The organism is Acinetobacter sp. YH12106 (assembly GCF_013418995.1).
Taxonomy (GTDB): Bacteria; Pseudomonadota; Gammaproteobacteria; order Pseudomonadales; family Moraxellaceae; genus Acinetobacter; species Acinetobacter pseudolwoffii.
In genome coordinates this window covers 28,750-48,117 of sequence record NZ_VPAV01000001.1, presented here as the reverse complement: position 1 = coordinate 48,117, position 19,368 = coordinate 28,750, and the positions used below count along the sequence as shown (strand labels likewise).

29 protein-coding genes are annotated in these 19,368 nt (G+C 42.2%); 5 read left to right on the top strand and 24 right to left on the bottom strand.

What is annotated here, in order from left to right:
• Nucleotides 1–3: 3 nt before the first annotated feature.
• From FTU45_RS00325 to FTU45_RS00210, 24 genes are all read right to left on the bottom strand, one after another.
• Nucleotides 4–1,077, bottom strand: a complete 1,074-nt coding sequence (locus tag FTU45_RS00325; RefSeq protein WP_180075709.1) for a major capsid protein — start codon at nucleotides 1,075–1,077, stop codon at nucleotides 4–6.
• A gap of 3 nt (nucleotides 1,078–1,080) precedes the next feature.
• Complete coding sequence (locus FTU45_RS00320) at nucleotides 1,081–1,467, bottom strand: hypothetical protein (protein WP_180075708.1); 387 nt, start codon at nucleotides 1,465–1,467, stop codon at nucleotides 1,081–1,083.
• Nucleotides 1,464–2,438, bottom strand: coding sequence for a hypothetical protein (locus FTU45_RS00315; protein WP_180075707.1), 975 nt, complete (start codon nucleotides 2,436–2,438; stop codon nucleotides 1,464–1,466). Before FTU45_RS00315 ends, FTU45_RS00320 begins: the two co-directional genes overlap by 4 nt.
• Nucleotides 2,439–2,588: 150 nt before the next feature.
• Nucleotides 2,589–2,969, bottom strand: coding sequence for a hypothetical protein (locus tag FTU45_RS00310; RefSeq protein ID WP_148826311.1), 381 nt, complete (start codon nucleotides 2,967–2,969; stop codon nucleotides 2,589–2,591).
• A 188-nt stretch (nucleotides 2,970–3,157) separates the two neighbouring features.
• Complete coding sequence (locus tag FTU45_RS00305; protein WP_180075706.1) at nucleotides 3,158–4,360, bottom strand: phage minor head protein; 1,203 nt, start codon at nucleotides 4,358–4,360, stop codon at nucleotides 3,158–3,160.
• A gap of 3 nt (nucleotides 4,361–4,363) precedes the next feature.
• Nucleotides 4,364–5,821 (bottom strand): DUF935 family protein, encoded by a 1,458-nt coding sequence (locus FTU45_RS00300; protein WP_180075705.1) that lies wholly within the window; start codon nucleotides 5,819–5,821, stop codon nucleotides 4,364–4,366.
• An 11-nt stretch (nucleotides 5,822–5,832) separates the two neighbouring features.
• A complete protein-coding gene (locus tag FTU45_RS00295; RefSeq protein WP_180075704.1) occupies nucleotides 5,833–7,509 on the bottom strand; it encodes a terminase in 1,677 nt (558 codons plus the stop codon).
• On the bottom strand, nucleotides 7,506–8,003 hold the full coding sequence (locus tag FTU45_RS00290; RefSeq protein WP_180049187.1) for a DUF2280 domain-containing protein: 498 nt from the start codon (nucleotides 8,001–8,003) through the stop codon (nucleotides 7,506–7,508). Before FTU45_RS00290 ends, FTU45_RS00295 begins: the two co-directional genes overlap by 4 nt.
• 46 nt (nucleotides 8,004–8,049) lie before the next feature.
• Entirely contained in the window at nucleotides 8,050–8,691 is a 642-nt protein-coding gene (locus FTU45_RS00285; protein WP_180075703.1) for a putative metallopeptidase, read from the bottom strand.
• Nucleotides 8,651–9,088, bottom strand: a complete 438-nt coding sequence (locus FTU45_RS00280; protein WP_180075702.1) for a hypothetical protein — start codon at nucleotides 9,086–9,088, stop codon at nucleotides 8,651–8,653. The genes FTU45_RS00285 and FTU45_RS00280 overlap by 41 nt, the downstream gene beginning before the upstream one ends.
• 268 nt (nucleotides 9,089–9,356) lie before the next feature.
• A complete protein-coding gene (locus tag FTU45_RS00275; protein WP_180075701.1) occupies nucleotides 9,357–9,569 on the bottom strand; it encodes a hypothetical protein in 213 nt (70 codons plus the stop codon).
• Nucleotides 9,570–9,849: 280 nt separating this feature from the next.
• Nucleotides 9,850–10,350, bottom strand: a complete 501-nt coding sequence (locus FTU45_RS00270; protein ID WP_180075700.1) for a hypothetical protein — start codon at nucleotides 10,348–10,350, stop codon at nucleotides 9,850–9,852.
• A gap of 139 nt (nucleotides 10,351–10,489) precedes the next feature.
• Complete coding sequence (locus FTU45_RS00265; protein WP_180075699.1) at nucleotides 10,490–11,041, bottom strand: hypothetical protein; 552 nt, start codon at nucleotides 11,039–11,041, stop codon at nucleotides 10,490–10,492.
• A gap of 12 nt (nucleotides 11,042–11,053) precedes the next feature.
• Nucleotides 11,054–11,458: a DUF1064 domain-containing protein gene (locus tag FTU45_RS00260; RefSeq protein WP_180075698.1), complete on the bottom strand. Its 405-nt coding sequence runs from the start codon at nucleotides 11,456–11,458 to the stop codon at nucleotides 11,054–11,056.
• Entirely contained in the window at nucleotides 11,436–11,825 is a 390-nt protein-coding gene (locus FTU45_RS00255) for a hypothetical protein (protein ID WP_180075697.1), read from the bottom strand. Before FTU45_RS00255 ends, FTU45_RS00260 begins: the two co-directional genes overlap by 23 nt.
• Nucleotides 11,822–12,238 (bottom strand): hypothetical protein, encoded by a 417-nt coding sequence (locus FTU45_RS00250; RefSeq protein ID WP_257223894.1) that lies wholly within the window; start codon nucleotides 12,236–12,238, stop codon nucleotides 11,822–11,824. Before FTU45_RS00250 ends, FTU45_RS00255 begins: the two co-directional genes overlap by 4 nt.
• Complete coding sequence (locus tag FTU45_RS00245) at nucleotides 12,231–12,560, bottom strand: hypothetical protein (protein WP_180075696.1); 330 nt, start codon at nucleotides 12,558–12,560, stop codon at nucleotides 12,231–12,233. Before FTU45_RS00245 ends, FTU45_RS00250 begins: the two co-directional genes overlap by 8 nt.
• The gene (locus tag FTU45_RS00240; protein ID WP_373685726.1) at nucleotides 12,557–13,006 is read right to left on the bottom strand and encodes a hypothetical protein; all 450 of its coding nucleotides are present in this window, start codon (nucleotides 13,004–13,006) and stop codon (nucleotides 12,557–12,559) included. The genes FTU45_RS00245 and FTU45_RS00240 overlap by 4 nt, the downstream gene beginning before the upstream one ends.
• 148 nt (nucleotides 13,007–13,154) lie before the next feature.
• A complete protein-coding gene (locus FTU45_RS00235) occupies nucleotides 13,155–13,868 on the bottom strand; it encodes a hypothetical protein (protein WP_180075695.1) in 714 nt (237 codons plus the stop codon).
• A complete protein-coding gene (locus FTU45_RS00230; protein ID WP_180075694.1) occupies nucleotides 13,861–14,640 on the bottom strand; it encodes a YdaU family protein in 780 nt (259 codons plus the stop codon). The genes FTU45_RS00235 and FTU45_RS00230 overlap by 8 nt, the downstream gene beginning before the upstream one ends.
• A 3-nt stretch (nucleotides 14,641–14,643) precedes the next feature.
• On the bottom strand, nucleotides 14,644–14,931 hold the full coding sequence (locus tag FTU45_RS00225; protein WP_180075693.1) for a hypothetical protein: 288 nt from the start codon (nucleotides 14,929–14,931) through the stop codon (nucleotides 14,644–14,646).
• Nucleotides 14,928–15,596, bottom strand: a complete 669-nt coding sequence (locus FTU45_RS00220) for a phage antirepressor KilAC domain-containing protein (RefSeq protein WP_180075692.1) — start codon at nucleotides 15,594–15,596, stop codon at nucleotides 14,928–14,930. The genes FTU45_RS00225 and FTU45_RS00220 overlap by 4 nt, the downstream gene beginning before the upstream one ends.
• A 51-nt stretch (nucleotides 15,597–15,647) precedes the next feature.
• Nucleotides 15,648–16,112, bottom strand: a complete 465-nt coding sequence (locus FTU45_RS00215) for a phage regulatory CII family protein (RefSeq protein ID WP_180075691.1) — start codon at nucleotides 16,110–16,112, stop codon at nucleotides 15,648–15,650.
• 50 nt (nucleotides 16,113–16,162) lie between these two features.
• Nucleotides 16,163–16,354, bottom strand: a complete 192-nt coding sequence (locus tag FTU45_RS00210) for a hypothetical protein (protein ID WP_004784446.1) — start codon at nucleotides 16,352–16,354, stop codon at nucleotides 16,163–16,165.
• A 108-nt stretch (nucleotides 16,355–16,462) separates the two neighbouring features.
• Between FTU45_RS00210 and FTU45_RS00205 the strand changes: the two genes are divergently transcribed.
• From FTU45_RS00205 to FTU45_RS00185, 5 genes are all read left to right on the top strand, one after another.
• Entirely contained in the window at nucleotides 16,463–17,125 is a 663-nt protein-coding gene (locus FTU45_RS00205) for a LexA family transcriptional regulator (RefSeq protein ID WP_180075690.1), read from the top strand.
• A gap of 29 nt (nucleotides 17,126–17,154) precedes the next feature.
• The gene (locus tag FTU45_RS00200) at nucleotides 17,155–17,457 is read left to right on the top strand and encodes a hypothetical protein (protein WP_004893817.1); all 303 of its coding nucleotides are present in this window, start codon (nucleotides 17,155–17,157) and stop codon (nucleotides 17,455–17,457) included.
• A 105-nt stretch (nucleotides 17,458–17,562) separates the two neighbouring features.
• Complete coding sequence (locus tag FTU45_RS00195) at nucleotides 17,563–17,778, top strand: KTSC domain-containing protein (protein ID WP_180075689.1); 216 nt, start codon at nucleotides 17,563–17,565, stop codon at nucleotides 17,776–17,778.
• A gap of 60 nt (nucleotides 17,779–17,838) precedes the next feature.
• Nucleotides 17,839–18,195, top strand: a complete 357-nt coding sequence (locus tag FTU45_RS00190) for a DUF1304 domain-containing protein (RefSeq protein ID WP_180075688.1) — start codon at nucleotides 17,839–17,841, stop codon at nucleotides 18,193–18,195.
• A gap of 185 nt (nucleotides 18,196–18,380) precedes the next feature.
• Nucleotides 18,381–19,358 (top strand): hypothetical protein, encoded by a 978-nt coding sequence (locus FTU45_RS00185; RefSeq protein WP_180075687.1) that lies wholly within the window; start codon nucleotides 18,381–18,383, stop codon nucleotides 19,356–19,358.
• The last annotated feature ends 10 nt before the right edge of the window (nucleotides 19,359–19,368 follow it).

Here is a 19,368-nt window from a genome sequence, read left to right as displayed (position 1 = left end):
TCCTTATACGAATCCACGACCGCCGACTAAACCGTTCTTGTTGTTTGGAACAGCAAGCGGAGAGGATTCAGCAAGCATCTGAATACTTGAAGGGTTCTTTTCTTGCCACTGACCCAAATAGAATTCCAGAGCTTGGCCAAATGCTTCAACATTTTGCAATGCACAATGTGCAATCCATCCATTAGCATCCGAAACAAGACCAAAAAAGTCTTCAGGAATAAAGCGATCAGAGGAGCCGCCCATATTGTGACTCACGTCATAAGTCCAGATTTCAATGTTATCCACTGTGCCACGGAATTGGGGCTTATCAGCTTGATCGAAAGTCGGAGTTAATGGAACACTGATACCAGCATACGGCGCAATGAACTTCTCCTTGAACTCTGGATCCTTGATTAAGGTGTTATATACCTTAGATGTGGTCAAGGCCATGATAGGTGATGTACCTGAGTGCTCGATAGACAAGTCAATCATGGCTTGAATATCTTTCACTGGAGTAGCACCAACCTGTCCCCATTTAATTAATGGTGCGTAGTTACAAGCTGGATTACGCTCATAGTCCACTTCGTACATCGGGAAGTCTGCAGAAGCAAAAGTAGTTTTACCGTAGAGAAGCACATCACGCGCAATTAATAGCTTTCGGTTTTCAATTGACTGACGAAGATATAAAGCCTTTTGAGCCTGATCAATCAGCAATAGATCCGCATCAGACAAACGATTTGAACCGGTCGCAATTACACCAAATTGACGTAAACGTGCAATAAGCGCTGTGTTCTGCACCTCACTTGGCATGACCGTCATCATAGGTTTCAGGTAAGCCGGCTTAACGAATTTCACGTTACCAGATTCACCTACTTTAATCTGACGTCCAGCTGCAGTCGGAGTAACAAACGGCGCAAGTGGTGTCGCAGTATTCAGCTCACCAACTGGAACTTCTTTTTTAGTGTATGAAACACGTTGAGGGAAAAAGCGGTCCATCAGCCAGGTATCTACCTTTTGAGTGGTATCAGTCAGTAATACCAGCTGTGGCACATCCAGTAATTCCACTGGTGCATTTTGAAATGTAAAAGTTTGACTCATGTCTTAGTTCCCCACAACTTTTCGAAGTTCGATTTTGTTTTTTAATGCTTGTGCACGTACTGCATCATATTGAGCGGTGGTCAGCGGCGTTCCATTCACTGTTACTACTGCAATATCAAATGCACCCTGTACATAGAGCGGCATTTCAAGATTATTTGCAGCATGGTAAGTAGCTTGCTCTGCTGTGAAATCTGATACAGCAATAGCATTCCAGTCACCCACCACACCCGTGGTAACTGCAGGATGATCAGCCACATTATTGGCACCAACAATTAGCAGATCCCCGCGCTTGTACGCCGTTGCTGTTTTTACTTTGGCATTCTCGGTACGAACACCATCGCCAACCACCAGCTGTTTATTCTCAATAGCGCCTGTTAATACTTGGCTCATGATTTAGCTCCTTGTTGCTGCGCTGCCATAAACTGATTGAATGCCTGATCTAAAGCCGAGCCTTGTGGAGCTTGACCACCCTGCCCCGGATTGGCTTGATGAGTGAACAAGTGAGCAAATGCCGGATTCACACTTGGTATTTGTTGTTGCTGTTGTCCAGCTGGTGGTTGCTGGCTACCTGCAGAAAATTGACGAAGTTGCTTAGCCGAGAATGCAAATGCAGAATCATCAAGCTTTTTCATTTCTTCAACATCTTCAGCGCTAAACTCTTTGCCCAGATCTTTACCCAGTGCACTGATTTCAGCTTCACGTTTTGCAGCTGCAAATTGTTTGTTTTGTTCGGTCAAAGCATCAACTTGATCTTGTAATGCTTTTGCCTTGGCTTGCGCCTGCTCTAATTCGGTCACGTTGGTGTCCTCTGGTTGATTAAAGTTTTTTGGAGAGTGACTGGCTGCCACGGCGTTTGTATTGTCATCTGCACCTAAGGCACAAAAGGACACTTCACGAATACGACCACCACGGAAAACCGTGATAGGCCCTTGATGCACTTTTCCATTTACAGTGACTGATGCACCTGCTTGAATTTCCTCAATTGCAGATGGGTCAATGCGAACTGACATCTGCCAAGGAAAGCCATCATCGGAGTCCTGAGCAACCTGAGTACCAAACTCATTACTCATTAAATCACCTGAAACTGTTAGACCATTCTGGTGATCAATGCTATGGCTGTTGATGGCTCCAGCACGTTGCCGGGTTGAGTGATCCAGTAACGCAGGAATTCGACCTTTAATTTGCATAGAATCAAGATCAAAGATGATTCGATCCCAATACCAATGGTCAGTAATAACTTCACCACTGTATGCAACACCGGAGAAAGTACGCTTCTTCTTGCCCTCTTCAGCTTGGTCGACATTTAGGCTTCCAACCTGGAAGCAATACTGATTCGGCTTATGTTCCTCTTCTTTTGGCATTTTTCATGCTCCATAAAAAAACCGTCCTTTCGGACGGCTTAGTTGTAAGTTTTAATTTTGTCGTCACATTTACCTCAATTTATTAATGCTTTTTCAGGCCAATAAAAAACCGCCCATAAAGGGCGGTTTCAGACTGTGGAGTTTAAAATTCTAAAAAGTATCGACTGGTACATTAACGATATCATTAGAGCAAGAAACGTTGTTTTTTTTAAAGAATCTTTGGAAATCCTGATAAACGTCTTCAGTCTGTCTATTCACTGTTTGAACTTCTGAATATTTCTCTAATTGAGGATGTTTTGATTGAAAAGTAATTAAATCAGAATAAAGCAAACTTATATTACACATATAATCAAGTTCTTCTTGGAGCGTATATTCCCTTTTCTTCCTAAAAGATTTTGATGCCTCTCTATAAGTTGATATAAAGTCAACTTTCTTGTTCACTTCATTTAAATATTCTTCTACTTGTACAGTTTGTTGATTGGCATATAAAAAACCAGGCATTATTAAAAAAATAAGAGGTATATATTTCATAAATTTATTGCTTCCCTACTAGCCATACAACTTACTTAAAGCGCATGAGAAAAATGATTTAGATCTAGAGCAAATATTATGGAAGTAATTGTACATTAAAAAAATTCAATAAAATAAGACCAGGTTAAATTTCTAAATTTTATAGTCAATTTAAATAGCCGACTCTAGATCCTTAAATAGAATCACTCTTATGAAATAAACTTCAATGTATAAACCATCTGCCCTTCAATGGCCTCAATCAAAACCACTTCAAAAGACAATCCCATCGGCATGAGAACGCCGTTGCCAGCATTCAGTGCATCCAGATCAATACCTAAACCTTTTGCATTCTCAATCTTGATTACGATATCTGAAGCTGTATCCACCATCAGCAACGGCGCATTCAATTGAACTGTCTGCCCCACCTGATAAGCCGCTACTTGATTAAGAGTTGCAGCACCTACTACGGTAGAAGCCGTATTGCTTGCCACAGTTTGAATCGCTGCCATGTCTGCACTCAGCCAGCGCTTAAGTACATCATCAGCTAGTGAGCCTGTAGCAGAGTTTAAATAGCCAGTCAGTGCGGCATCATTTCCCTGCACATAGTCCAAGAAGGTGCGAATCGCACTTGGTCGAATGCTTGGATCAAGTGGTATTACTGTATTGGCCACAGTATCGAATAAGTCCCGAGTCTTATCATCCATCGGAGCAAACAGACTGGTGAGCTTTTTACTCGCCGTCCATTCTGCCCTGATGACCTCTTTCTGCTCGAGGAGATATTCCTTATCCAGACTTGAAGTACTGATCTTTTTATCAACCAGTGATTCAAGTTCGCCAAACTGCAATGGATGAGAACTCCAGTCCAAAGCCTCAGCTACTTCTGGCAACTTATCATCTGGCGTAATGCCATATTTCAATGCCTGCTTCTCGGTTAAGGCAATCACGGTACAGCGACAACGGAAGCCCAACGGCGGGTAATGTGTTAGCCAGAACGGGTGATCAATCGGCAATACAATCCGGTTCAGAGCCAAATGACTAGGACGTACCCGGCTATCATTGATCGCTGAATACATTAGATATTGTCGCTTGGCCTTATTCCGTTGCTGTTGTTGCCACCGACCATGACCGTAAGCGTTTTGGATATTGGTACGAAATACATTATCCAGATAGTGCTTTGGCAGAATGATTTCAGATTCTTCAATCAGCTTCTGGAAGTCCTTGAAGGTACCGCCGTCGGCAATCGATTTATTCACCGCTTTGATGACTGTTTCAATCTGCTCAAGACTCGATAGAAAGCTAACCGTGGTTGCCATCTGCCGGGTCTTTAGATCCATTGAATAAAACTCATCAGGCAGCACGATTTTTTTACTGTGAGCAAACCGAAGTGCCTCAAGGAATGTGACTGGTTGCATAACTTACTTCCCATTTTGCGCCGTCACATACCCCAATACATCCGCAGCATACAAAGCCTGATCCAGATTGGCCGTAAACTGTGTCTGAGTTGCACCAGGTATTAACTGCATCAAGTTATAAGCCAAGCTTTCAGGGCTATCAGACTTGAATACCAACTCCTTGACCTGATCCGGTTTCAGTAGCTGTAATTCATCCTGGCCGTCAGTCAGTTCTTCAACTTCCTGTTGTTCAGGTGAAAGCTTGTTGGCTGTTGCCTTAAAGTTAAATGCCTGACGTGGTAATGCGGTGAATTGATTGAAACCTGTTTGTGTTTGCTCAACCAGATCCCCATCCTGCAGTCCGTACTCACGAATAAAATAATCTTTAGAAAGGTTGGCCCCAGCATTCTTTAAATGAACATCACGCTCAGCCTGATCCTTATTCAGCGGTTTTGGCTTTTCACCAAGCATTACTTCATAATCACCCCAACCGTTTAAAGCGCATAGAGCATTGACCACAGCCTGTAAAGTCGGTGTGACAAGCCTAATATCAGATTTAAGCTTATCCATTCGTACATTTTCATGCACTTGACCAAGACTGTAGCTTCCCTTCCCATCAGTCCCGCTGGTAAGTGTCTGCCCTAGTACAACTTTCTGGATCTGGCGTATCAGCTGATTATTAAATGCCTCAAACGCTGCACCTGCTGAACCGTTTGTTCCTGGGGCTGAAAGAATCTGAACATCATCATCTGCATCAATCGACAATACGCTTTGAGCATGAGCATCTAACAAGGCTCTGCTCATATCATCAGTTTCAGTATCTTTGCATTTACCCAGTAAGATTGGTGTTCCAAAACGTTCGAGAAATTTCGCCCAGAATTTGAAGCCATTCTGCTTAAAGAAGAATAACCAATACAGCGTGGCTAATAGTGCTTTACCGTATGGCTGTTCGTATGTGGCCTTACGGCGTGTTAAGAAGAATTTGAATGCTTGATCTACCTCATGCTCTGCATTGTTTCCATCCTGACGATAGATTAGCCGACCATCATTCTTAGGCTCAAACCACTGCATCGGTTTTTCACCAATCCACTTCAAACCAATATAACCTTCCGACTTTAGCTCATAGACAGCTTCCTGAACCGAGTAACCGAAGAACAGTGCACTCATGGCAGCAGTCGCAATTTCATGGAACCATTCTTTCAGGATGAGATTCAGCTTTTCCGCTTCATCTGTATCATTTGGTTCAATTCGCAACGGCGTTGCTAAAAGTGCATCAATCCGTGTTTCAACTACTTGTGCAATCTCGTCATCATCAAGCAGTACACGCAATCTGTGGCGTGTAATACCTGCTTTGCGCAGTACTTCATCAGTATCCGGTTGCTTGCCAAAGTTCACCAGAAACTGAGTGACCGCTTCTTGAGTGTATAAATTGCCGTAAGACAAAGCCTTCTTTGACGCTTTGTCCTTTTTAGACTTTGCCATATGTTTTCCTTTTAATAGGTTCGACTACCTGCACCTGCAGGTTTTTTCCGTTTTCGCTCTCGGATATCACTAAAGCAAATCATGACGCCGTCTGCTCGGTTTGGAGATAAGGCACCATCAGGCTGCTTATTGACTAGGATTTTGCCTGCACCATTTTTTGTATAAGTGGGTTGTGATAACTCTCGCTTGAGCTGTTCAAGCTCCTGCTTGTTTATGTCTTTGGTAGAGAGCGAAATAAGATTGTCTGGGTCATATTGCATACCTTGTAAGGCTCGATAAGTATTCTGAAATCTTATGCGCAGTGACCACCACATCTGAGCTTTAAGATTGGCAAAGAAGTCTACATTTTTACGCGCCTCAACCATTTCCTGCTCAGGGTTGTGTACCGCGCCTGAGCCACGGAATGGATTTGCTTCAATCTCCGGAATACCTTTGGATCTGTTTTGCTCATTAATGACTCGGGCATCACCACGTACACCAGCACCAAGACCATCGGCATCGTAATAAAACGAGTTCAAACGTAGATCAAGACAAGCATCAATAGCTTTCTGAGTCGTGCCAAAAATGTCATCACCAACACCAGACCAGGTATCCAAATACTGCAGTACGATGCCATGACGTGCAGCAAAAGAGTTTTTATCCTTACCCTCATCCGCTACATCAAGTGCACCCATACGTTCGCCTGACGGCTGGATATTCAAATTAAGATGAGCATCGACTGCAGCTTGCACCCATGCTGATGGAATTAATACACCTTCCACCGATGCGGCATAATCAATATCAACCTCTTGAGCTAAAACAATATCGTCAAGTGTGGCCAATTGTTTTTCATACCAGGGATAAATTACTTTGCCATTAAATTCGACCTGCCAATTCTTATCTGGGTTATCACGCCATGCCATGGTGAATACGGCGTAACGTCCACTAAAACGATCCTGGTGAAACTTGTCTCCAATACCGTTTGGGGTAGATCCTTTGATATGCACGTTGGTGTTCTGAGAAATTGCAGCGTCTACTGCTTCTTGACGCTCTACAAATGCCCATTCATCCAGAAAGTACATTGTGGTACGACCACCACGGCCAATATTGTCACCAGCCTCACCCGTAACCGTTGCGCCGTTGTCCGGGTTAATGATTCGCATGTAGTTATCATGCACTTTCTCGACAAAGCCTTTAGGCTTCATCCAGTCCGGTAACTTAGAAAACATATCCCTGAATTTGTGCAGTAACGTTTTTGGATCGCCTTTCTTATCAACCAGATCTTCTTTACGGCTACCGACGCCACCAGCAAAACCTTCAACGAATAACCACCGATGCAAATAAAAGCCCAGGACTACATAGCTCATCCCTTCATCACGACTTTTTTCAATTAAGCCATGGGTCTGGGTACTTTCACGTTCAATCAGCCAATCAACGAGTTCAACCTGACCCGGACGCAAAACAAAAGGAATATTGGCCGGTAACCCGAAAGGCATGCCCCGTGGATCGTAAGTCCATACCCAGTGATTAAACCAATGAGCCGGATTACTCTTACATCTGTAGATTTCAGCCTCTCGACTTAGTTCATTCTGCTCTATCAGCATCCGGTAGTAATAACGCCGTTTCATTTCTTCAATGATTTCAGGCAGACGCGTATTGATCGTCCACTCTTTAATTAGTGGCGCTATATCTTCGATTGCGTAAGTCATAACTTGCCATTAATTGCTAAACGCGAAAGCTCTTGCGCGGATAGTCCGTTAAGCTCATCTGGTGTGAATTGATGCGTTGATTTAGTTTCTTGCTGAATAGGTCCACCGTCTTTACCGGTAATCTCTATTTTCTTTTCATAGTGGCCTTTGACAATCTTCTGCATCTGATCAATCAGTTTGATTGCCATCACCACGTTACCTTTTTTTGAAACCAGCAAATCACTCAGTATCTGAAGCTGCACAATATCGTTAGCACCTTCAATGTTATAGATCGGCTGGGCAATGTATTGCTTACGTGCTTCATTAAATAGATCTACAAATTCCTGTGATAAGTCAGCACCTGCAACTTTGGTAGGATCATATGTCTCCACTTGTTGTGGGGAAACATCAACTCCTAATTTTACCTTGATGTCTTCTACTACTTGAGTGGGGGTCATAAACTGGGCAAGTGCTCGAACTATAAATACTTTTTCGTGTTTTTTAAGTCTTGCCATAAATCACCATCCATCAAGGTACATCAAGGAAAGTGGGCAAAAAAATTTAACCAATCACACAGTTCCCACAACACGCAGCAATACTTGTTTCAGATACAAACGGCGCATTCTTGGCAATTTCTAGAAGCCGTTTAACAGATTCGTCTGCACCCCACCGTTTGGTCTCACCAAAGAATACTTCGACATCATGGCCAGCCAAGTAATGTTTAGGTAAGCCAGTCATATCGCTATAAATGATTTCACCATCTTCATCACGCTCTACACCGATGTGATAAAGCTCATGTTCTATCAGCCGACAAAACTCACGATCCGAAGCCTGTTCACAGAAAGCAGCATCCACAGTAATCAGATATTGAGGTACAAAGCCGAACCAATCCCGCATCTGCTGTTCCTGGCGTGCTTTCTTCCAGCCACCTTGGTTAAACATGACCTTTTCACATTGGCCTAACACCATACGTTTTTTCGCTACGGCGGCAGATGAAGCCCAGGCGAATGCAAGGAACTCTTCATTGTCATGCAGTAATTCAGCAATATGATCATGATCCGGGTTATGTAACTCACCACCTAAAGTAAGCCAGTTATTCATGACCCATTCTTTAAGCTCTGGCGCAGGTGCCAAGCGAATGGCTTCCTCTCCCTCAGCCTGATCAATCAGCTCCGTCGGCGGGAATGGCCTGAACTGTTCCATAAGATGCCTTTAAATTTCTCAGCCATGCCGTTGCACGGCCCATGTTGATATCATTGACTTCAAAACGCTGATAGCGGTAACCCATTTCTTCAGCATGGTCATAGCGATCCATACTCCAAGCTTTTGTGGCCAACTTACCTTTTCGACCACCAGACCAAGGCCCACCAGCAATTTCAATTAATGTGAGATAGCCAACCAGGTGTAAATCAAAACGCCAGTGCTTCGTACTTTTAAAGTGAAAATATTCTTCGTATTTGATTTCCATCCGATCCAAGATTTCTTTTAATCGATCGAATGCTTCTAAGTATTTTTCACCAGCTTTGGGTAGGGGTCTGACACGCGATTTCTTTTTTGGCGGGCTTTTTTGGGTGAAAAGTTTATAAGCCTTTTCATCCATACAAAGTGAACCGTAAATTATTAATGCGTTCTTTCAGCTTAATTATAATTTCATCGATTACTATCATTTGATGACGCGTCAATCCAGATCTGCTGAGGTTCTGATACTTAGACAGCTCAGCACTGCAAAATTCTAAGTCTTGTTTAGCTTGTACTTTGTCTGTCATGGGTACCACCATCAAGAAAAGAAAAACCCCTCAACATCTAGAATGCGAGGGGCTTTGATTGCCGTAATACGTTCGGCGATTGAAAATAGCGTAACGAGATTGTTAAAAGTTTGAGCTTGAATAGTCTTCCCCCAAGAGGTCTAGAAAAGTAGCACCCACAGGGATAAGAATATTTTTCGGAAGAGATATCTCGATCAACTTCCCATCATTATCGAACAATTCACAAGTAACCTGATCATCCTTAATATCTATAACTTTAAATCTCTTGGATTTAGGAGATAACATCACATCCTTACCAATCTCAATCTGCTTCATTATTCAATCACCATTCAATGTACATGTGATCAATATGCAGTAAAAAAAATGATAATGCAAGTACCAGAAATAATCTAAGTTATTGATTAAATAACACAAAATAACACATGACAACACTTTTGGCGCTTATTCAACTTCTTTCAAACAATCCCGACACACCTTGATTTCTTCATCATCAACCGTGTAATCGATCTCAGTCACACCGTGTAGGCCGAATAGGCAGAGTAATAATCGGAGCATACTTTTCTCCTGATATTAAAAAACCCGCTTTAGCGAGTTTTTATTCATTTGGTTTTATGGAGTCAATTACTCTTTCTGCATATTTTCTCTTTGTTTCTTGGGAAAAAACAATTATTTGATAGTTCTCTAACTTATTAAAGCTAGTAGATGGGCTTTCAGAGCTCAAATGCTTTCTAATTTTATTTAGAACAGATCTTACGCAAACTTCATTTTCTCTTTCATGTGCCAAAAGAGAGCTTAAGTCTTGGGCAATATCATCAGGCAGCCATAAAAAACATTCAAATGTTAATCTGTTTAACTCTTCTTGCTGTTCTGGAAGAGAGAGCCAGTGAGCCAAAAGTCTAGCCACCATCTCAGCCTTTTTCCTTTTCTCTACCTCATACTTATATTCTTCTAGTTTTTTGTCGTATTCATGCTTTATTGAATCTTTGAGCCTTATTAAAAGCCACTCCCGACCCAGCCAAACCCCAAGCAAAACCAGAACAGAGCTAACAATAGATAGCCCAAAAAATACCCCGAGAAAAGCAATAGACTGTTCCATTTTTATTCCAATTAGCATTCTTACTTAATGGAACAAAAAAGCCCACCATTTGGCGAGCTTTTAATAACTTGGTCTCGGTTGAACCGTAATACGACCAGTATAGTAAAACTATACCTTGGTTTCCGGAATAATGGAATCCCTACGCTTCAAATTCTTTATAGGTATTTTTTCGATAACTTTTAATGGTCTTGGCTGCCTCGTCAATTGCATTCTCGATGGCTAAAACCATAAGGTTTTCGTATTGCTTCCATGTTTTACGATAGCACTCTGCATCCATCTGCCAGCTACGCAGACCTGCATAATACAATCGACCTTGAGCTGTAAAATTATTCTCCAAATCAGGATTAAGAGAGAAGTCTATTACCATGCGCGCAATCATTGATGCCATCTCATCAATAGTTACTTTGGACGGCTCCTTGCGTTTATCCAACTTGGCATTGGTAGACATAATAAGTGCTAAGTGTGACTGCACATGTCTGTAGTCCATTTCTGATTTACCCTCAAATACAATCAATGCTGTAACTGATTTAGCAAGCTGTGTTTCCATGGATGCCACCGCACCAAGACGGTCTTGATAATCCAAAGGCTTCTCATTAGTCCCATGCACCACAGGCTCAAAGTTAGGTGACTTTGCTGTAGTACCTCGAATCAACCATTCAAACTGTTCAAATTTTTCAACCATCGCATTCATCCCTATTCCCTCTCAAATCTCTCTAACGTCTATACCGTGTACTGTTTTCATCAAGTGTTTCTTATTGCGGAAACTCGCTAACTTTCTTGTGGCTGCTGACTTCACATCCTCAACAATCTGCACCCCATCCTTCAGGTATGTGAAATCTGCAAAATATCGAAGTGCAGGCTTTGCTCTTTTCTCACCTGCAATTTTTACTTTCGGTGCCAACTCAAATTTGACCTGACACTGTAAATCCTGAATTTCACCTCTTTGCATTTGCGCTGTAAGCTCGATATAGCGCTTGTACTCTTTTTGGCTATCAAAGGTCATTCCATCCTTTTCGATCTTCACAGCGTTAAATTTGTTGCGCTTGGTGGCAGTCTTACGACCACCGCCATACTGTTTGTGATATTCAGCGAGAGAGATTGATGTCATTGGCACCTCGCAAAGTTTTCTTGATCTCACCAATGCAATATCGAATCGCAAAAACTCGCTCAGATTTTCCAGACTTCTTGTTCTGCTCTAATGCAAATTCAAGCTGCTTGATTAAGCTCGCAGAAGAAGTTCTTAAATTGTCATTTTCCTGCTTAGCCTGGTGAAGTTCCTGAGCCAAACGATCTACCTCTAAAATAGCCTGCTCTCTTGTGAGTTCCTGATCCGCAAAGCACTTTCCATCAGCATGACAATACCCATCAGCACCACAGTAAGGATTTCCGCCTTTGCATCTCATTACAGCATCTGCCCAGACATTGTGGTTCTTGCTTAGCAAGTCATGCTCACACGGTATTTTTATTGCTTTCACGACTCACCTCGCAGGGCTTCTTCTATTTGCGCCGAACAGTGGTAGCAACCCTCTTCATATCCTTCTGTCCAGTGAGTGGTTTTATCCCAAGTTATTTCATTCCACCCCACCGCCAAAGCAGCACATACCTCAACCTGCTTCTTCTTCTCGATATAACACCGCTCCATGTTGTTGAGCTGGGCTTTCAAACTCTCAATCTGCTTCTCATGCTTTCTCAGGTCAGCGTCTTGAAGCTTGATGACTTCGGTGTGCTCGTCGATGATGGCTTGTTGGTGGTTCCATGCTTCAGCCTGATCCTCAACTTCCTTGATCCCATAAAACAAAGTCCCATCAATATCCTTAAATTTCTGAAACAGTATTTTTGGTGATCTGTTTGGGTATTTAGCCTCAATGTATTTCTCAAAATCACTCATGCTCAATCACCTTCGTATTCGGGCTGATGTGGTTCTTGATATCTCTACATGTATCAATGCGGTCGTGGTCGGCTGGAGCGGTGCGGAGGTCGTGCAGATCCTCAATTTGATCTAAGATGTACTCATTACCATCATGGTAAATAGACTTAATCCAACCCTTTTCCGCATCATGCACAAGCAATGCCCCGCCAAACCACCAGTAATATAAAACCTCGCCTGGACTGCAAACTGAATCCATATCACGCCACATTCCCGACCCTTCCGGCGCCCCATCCACAATCTGCTTACACTTCTCTAGCCCTAATTTCTCGATTAAGTTCATGCTGCTGCTCCTTTTTTCTTTTGGTATGCGCTTAGTGCGAAGGCTTTATTGCATGAGAAGCAAGCGTTAGTGCTGGTATAGCGAAGCGTTCCACCACATGACCGACATGCAGTGCCGTGATAATGCCTTGCACCTCCATCTCTAGCATTGTTTCGAGCAATAACTCCCGGGTGATTACGTCTTGCATGTGCAGCCGCTACTGATGCAGCCATTACATTTCGCATTCCCTTTTGAGCATTACCCATAGGACGACCATTGAACTGAGAGAATTCACCTGAATAACCTGTTGGTAGCTCTTGAACCTGACCGCCATTTTTCAGGAACGCTTCCACATCATTTTCAAGCTCTGCACGCAACTTCTCTTTATCAACCGGAACCGCTGTTGATTTCATTGCCTGGCTTCTTGCTTGAGCTAATTTTGTAAATTCTTCGCGATTGATTCTCACACCCCACCTCCTAACTTCGCAGAAATAGCAAGCACCTCAACAAGGATCAAACTCAGAATGATTGCAATAAAACTCTGAAAGGTCGTCCAGTCAGACAGATTTGTGTTAATCAAAACCAATCCACAAATAAATACCTGAAGTAGAAATTTCACACCCCGCCCCCTAAGCCTTGCTCATACTTCAACTTCATCGCATTCATCATCGCCATCGGCAAAGACATGCCTGCTTCTTGAAATTCCTTAACCTTGCTTTCCACCCAAGATTTCTCCTCTGGTGTCGGCTCAGGTAGCCATGATTTAAGCTTAGGTGCTGCCTTGGATGTACCAATCATCTTCGGTAGCACATACCACTCTTGCTGACGACCCTGCATCTGCGCTTTAGCCAGATAGGTCTCATAGATCGATTTGAACTGCTTGAAGGCCTCCTTCATGCTTCCTTGCTCAACCAGCCAATAAACCGAATCCCATGCCTTTTTTGTCAAGGTAGTGATCTTGTCTTTCTGCATCAAAAACTCTTCCAGTTTCATGCGAGACAATTCAGCAACACGATCAGCACTCATGTTTGAATAATCACAAGCACGCTGCCAAGCTTCTGTTGCTGTCCACCAGCTACCGGACATGCACCAAGCTTTAAAATCTGAAAGCGTTGGGCAGAAATCACCTGATCCAGCTTTTGCATTCAGCTGCGCCATGCCCTTTTGGAATTGCTCATCACTCAACATTGCCAAAGCACCGTTGATGATATTCAGAATGCGATTCAGGTCAGTCATGCCGTTAAATTGGCTAATGAACTTGTGTCCATACATCACTTGCATGATGTCGTAGTATTCGCGTGCCTTGTCTAAGGCGATCCCGTTATGCACGACCCACCTCCTCAATCAGTAATGGCTTTTTTGGTTCACCAACATCAATCACCTGTCCCTGCTGTTGATCTAACTGCATACGTTGTTCAGCGAGAATCTGGGCTGTGGTTTTGGTGATGGATTGTTGTTTTTGAGGTTGATCCTGATTACGCATAATCCATTGAACAAATTTCACTAGCGCTCTGTTATCAACCATGGGTTGGTTTGCGTAGTACAACTCGAACTGTGGTTGCAGTTGATCAATGTATTTCTGGTCAACTGGTTTACGGCCAGACTTCAATAAATTCGCGTTCACATAATCCAGGTCGAACGTATATATATATTGGTTACTGGTTACTGGTTCTTGGTTAATGGTTCTTTGTTTATTGTTAGCATTGCGTTCGCATTCATCGCGCAATGCGTTCGCATTAGGTTTGCATTCCGAGTTATCTTTAGGTAAATCCTTGATTTTGTTGCGATGCTTTTCCCAGCGAGCATCAGCAGACGCTTTCGCCTTTTCAGATTTGCTGTGATATGCAGCAAGTTCACGTGCAATTCGGTCACACACATACCCTTGTGGAGTAAGCTCGAAGAAATAATGCAATACGACCTTTATGCTTTCGGTATGCGAACGCATGCGAATCAACATTGCAATTTCACCCACATCTTCAGGCAATGGGAGTTCGGTCAAATAGCAATGATCAAGCATTCTTCGATAAGCCAAATCTTCCATTGGCTCAAGAAAGGCTGTCTTGCTCATATAGTCTTTCGGGTTAAAAGAGTAGTAATGCATCACCTATACCCTCGCCTTTAAATACGCACCAATACGCTCACCTTCACGCTTAAGCTCATCAAGCATGTCGTCTAATCCAAATTGGTTTGCGCGCTCAATAAGCTCACGAATGAGTTCTTTTTTTGCCAGATCAACATCTTCTGTTGAGTCGTGCACTGGGCACTCATGATCTTCACACTCCGAGCATTCGAATTCATACCCACTATCAACCAGCTCATCCGCAATTCGATTTAGGTGATTGCTGTGAGCTGTCCAGATGAAGTCGCACACTTCTTCGATTGTTATGCTCATACCACCACCCCTTCACTCACAAGCTGCTCAATTACCCACTGTTCACCTTTGTTGGTGAATTTAGATTGTGGATAGCCTTGTTCTGTCTGTTTGACTTCGCCATAACCCTTGTCGATAAACCATTGGGCAAAGGTGCGCCCAGCGATACGACGGTCATAAACGCCCATATCAGCAAGGTATTGATTGAGTTTTACGGCTGACATTCCGACCTTTTTACCCACCTGAGAGGCATTTAAAAGATTTTTGGTATCAGCAACACGGTCGAAGTACTGAACTTTAGGTGCGGCGAGTTCTAATTGACGCGCTTGATCTGCTGCCAGTTGAAGGGCTTCGGAAAAAGATTGGGGTAGTTGTACGGCTGTTTGGTTTTCTAGCTCATACCAGCGCTTTACTAATGCTGCTGTGAACTCTGGACAAAGCTGGGCGACTACAGTGATTGAGTCTAATTTGCCTTGTTCGCCAGAGAAAATATAAACCTCAACATTGTAGGTGCGATTGTTGGCCTCTTTGACCACAACCCCCATTGGGGGGAGTCCTATAACTTCGCGCTCAGCAAGTCTTTCAGTTGATTGCTTTACTTTGTCATGGCGGGATTGAACAAGCTCTGAAATATCAAGACTTGTTATACTGTTTTGATTATGATTAAATTGTGTCATCATATTCATGTTTACTTTCCTTTCCGTTAGTGAACAATCCAAAACGCTTGATTTCGCAGATCAGGCGTTTTGCTTTTTTGGGTTATCGATACAAGCTTGGATTTGTTTGTCCAGCTCAGCCAATGCGACATGCATCTGGTGAATCACCTTCGACATGTCTTTCACTTCACCTTCTGTAATTCGACCATCCGCCATGATTTCGCGGAAAAGGCTCATCACATCACCGCCCTTCATGCCAATGCACAGCACTTTGTCTGTTAGCGATAGATCGCGGCATTCAGGGATTTCAGGCAGATCAATTGCAATCTTTCCGTGTTCAGCGTTCAACTCCTGCAAAACACGAAAGTCACCAGTCATAGCCATTATTTTTGAAGCTTCAACCAGTGATAAATGGTGGGTTTCGGTATTTGGATTTACCTTGCTGTTAAGTACGGCTGCACTTTTCATTCCCATGCGTGGCGCTAATGCAGCCGCACCACCTGGATAATCGTGAACCGTGTTGTATGCAGCATCTAGAATGTTCATGTGATATACCCTCGAACGTATTTTCTGTTTAAAACGTTTGGTTTAATGAACTACCAAGAAGCCAAGGCCTGACGATCAGCTTTTAACTGACCACGACTTAACAACTCATAAATTGCTTGGGTGCCCAAAGGAATCCCTTCCTCCTCCCAGCCAGCAATAGTTGATCGGCCTTTCTTGATTTTTTTGGATAACTGGGAGTTGTTTTCTACGTTATGAAACTTTCGTAGGTCAGCAACGTTCATTGTTCTATTCCCCGAACTATATTGTTCGGTTTATTGAATCACTTGTTCGGGTAACTGTCAACCAATTTGTTCATACTTCCGAACATGCTATTAACGGAAATATTTGAAATGACCTCAACTACAGATCGCATAAATCAAAAAATGAAAGAGCTAGGTTTGAGTCAGGCAGATGTTATGAGAGGAACTGGCGCTGGGCGCGCAACGGTTTCTGGTTGGATCAATGGCTCTAATGCACCAAGTGCTAAATACTTGGAGTCACTTGCAAGGACATTAAAAACAACATCTTCATGGATTCTTAATGGAAAAGAGGATGCAGATAGAAAGCTTGATAATAGTGTGAGCCTAGATTTGGTTGCGACTGTAACTTATGCACCAGTTATATCGTGGGTACAGGCAGGAGATTTTACTGACATGGAGTCGATTAGCAATTTGGCGGAGTGTGAGAAGCTACCTTTAGTACCAGGCGCTGGTAAGAGAAGTTTTTACCTTGAAGTCAAAGGCCTGAGCAATGCGCCATACTTTGAGGAGGGTGAGAAAATTTGCATCGACCCTGACTATCAATTATGCGACATACATACAGGTGAGATGATTGTGGTGAAGTGCAATGACACGGCCACCTTTAAGGCTTTAATTTCAGAATCCAATGGATATTACCTAAAACCACTCAACCCTAATTGGTCGGAGCAAGTTATTCCGCTTAATGAAGATTGTGTGCTGGTTGGAAAGTATGTCGGATCATTCAAGCCATCAAGAAAATTTAATTTATCGTAAAAATAAAAATCCCGAAAAAGGAAAACACAATGATCGCAACACTCAACAAATCTAAAACTGCGCTAACGATTAATCGTCAAGAGTTTAAGTTGGCATTAGGTAAAATCGGTGAAGGGATTGATAAGCAAATAGCTTCGCTTAAGAAAGCCAAGCAAAGCTATGACGCTGCTGAAATAGCACGTGAGGTCATTAGTGAGGCAAATATCTTTGAAGCTATTATTGAGGGCTTTAACGAAGCAGAAGAGACGAATTTAAAGTTGGCGGACATAACCAATCTTGAGGTAGCACAAGGATGGATAGATGAGTTTTTAGAAAAGTATTCTGCGCTATAAATCCCAAATCAATTTTTACTGGTTGGTTAAATAAAAAAGCCTATATGCGGCTTGGGGTTATTTGAAAGTTAATGTGCTGTGATCCTTCGGAGTGTGAGGCGCGACATGCAAAAAATTGAAGTGAATTCCCGCAATATTAGCCATGTGTTTTATCAGCACTTCTTATTAACGGTAGTACTTAGGACTGGTGAACGGTTTATTTACAAGCTTTTGGAGGCAAGTACCTTCAGGGGTTTTGTTGATTCAGCAGACAAAGACAAATTTTATAAAAGCCATATTGAAACGAACAAGAAATTTAAACGAATTCAGCTTTTTGGATAAGTAGCAATAACCTGAACATAGTTGTTTATATAAGCAGTATTACAAAGTGGATGACAAGCAATGATTTCAAAAATACTAATTCTTTTGATTGCACTACTACATGTTTACATTTTGATTTTGGAAATGTTTTTATGGCAGACACCCAAAGGATTGAAAGCCTTTGGTAATACGCCGGAAAAGGCTCAAATAACTAAACCACTCGCACAAAATATGGGTCTCTATAATGGTTTTTTAGCTGCTGGGCTATTGTGGGCTGCTATTGCTCCAGCTGAACTTCATCAGAGTTTAGCCTATTTTTTTCTTGGCTGTGTTTTGGTTGCTGGTGTGTACGGTTCAATCACAGCAAGTCGAAAAATCATATTCATACAAGCCGTTCCTGCTCTAATAGCAATAATATCGGTGATTTTGGGTTATTAAAACTGCGAACCCGACGCGACTCTTGGATCAGGTGATGTCAGACCTCATTCCACTTTTTGGGGTTTTAGTTTATTTAAAGCTTAGTTTCAAGAATCAAATACTGATTTCAATTTTAAGAAATGCCTTAAAAAACATAATTTTATTTATCTACACGTTAAAACTTTAACCTACAGGGGGGTTACACAATGTCGGATAAAATCATAGTGCAGTATTATGAGTTTTGCTTAAAAACAAGAGGTGAAAATTCAAAATTACCTCCAATAGATCATGTAAATATCTATGATACCTTCACTTTAATCAAAGAAAACTTGAATAATTTGACTCAGGAATATAGTTATAAAAATGGTACATATAGCACGACTATAGAACATTTAGAAATCACCTCAACCAAAATTGATATTGTATTTGGTTATTATGATGGTTTAGCTCCTCATCGTACGCTTCGAGATAAGATAACTGGCGCTAACGCTGTTCAGAGAAGAGGTAAGAATCAAAGTGTTAAGCACCTATGTCATTGCGTAATCAAATTGGATCCAAACCACCCTCTTTTAGCTGTAATGGGTGTGGAACATGTGGTCGGAATGCCAACATCAATTTTGGGGAAAACCTTAAATTGGTATTTGCGACAACTTAAAAAAATATCTTCAAACTCAGAAGGTGTTTTTCAAGTAACTAATCCTGATAATGCAAACAATCCAGATGGCTCACCTGATATTCACAAATTCAATGTAATATCTAGCTTTTATCCAATTGCAGGTGAGTTATTAACTGAGGCAATCAAGTCTGGGCGTCTAAATAAAATTAGATTGAAAGGCAAAGTTACATCAAATCTTAATGATCCAAATCAACGCTTAACGCGCTTAAGTGCTGCTTTGGATTTTGGTATAACCCCTTTAACAGCTAATGATACCCCCCAAGGCTATATGCGCTCATTAATTGATACGGCCATGCGAAATAAACTAAATCTTGATGATATAACTACTTTTGCTATTATTGAAAATGAAGCAGGCGGAGAACAAACTATCCCATTAGATAATGCGAATAGCTTAAATTCGGCCTTTGTATTGAAGAAGGCTTTTGATCCAACTAATGGGCGAATTGCCCACTCAGATAATACTCAAATTAATCATGTCTTCCTGAGTGAGGTGTGGCGACTATTCTAAACAATAGGTG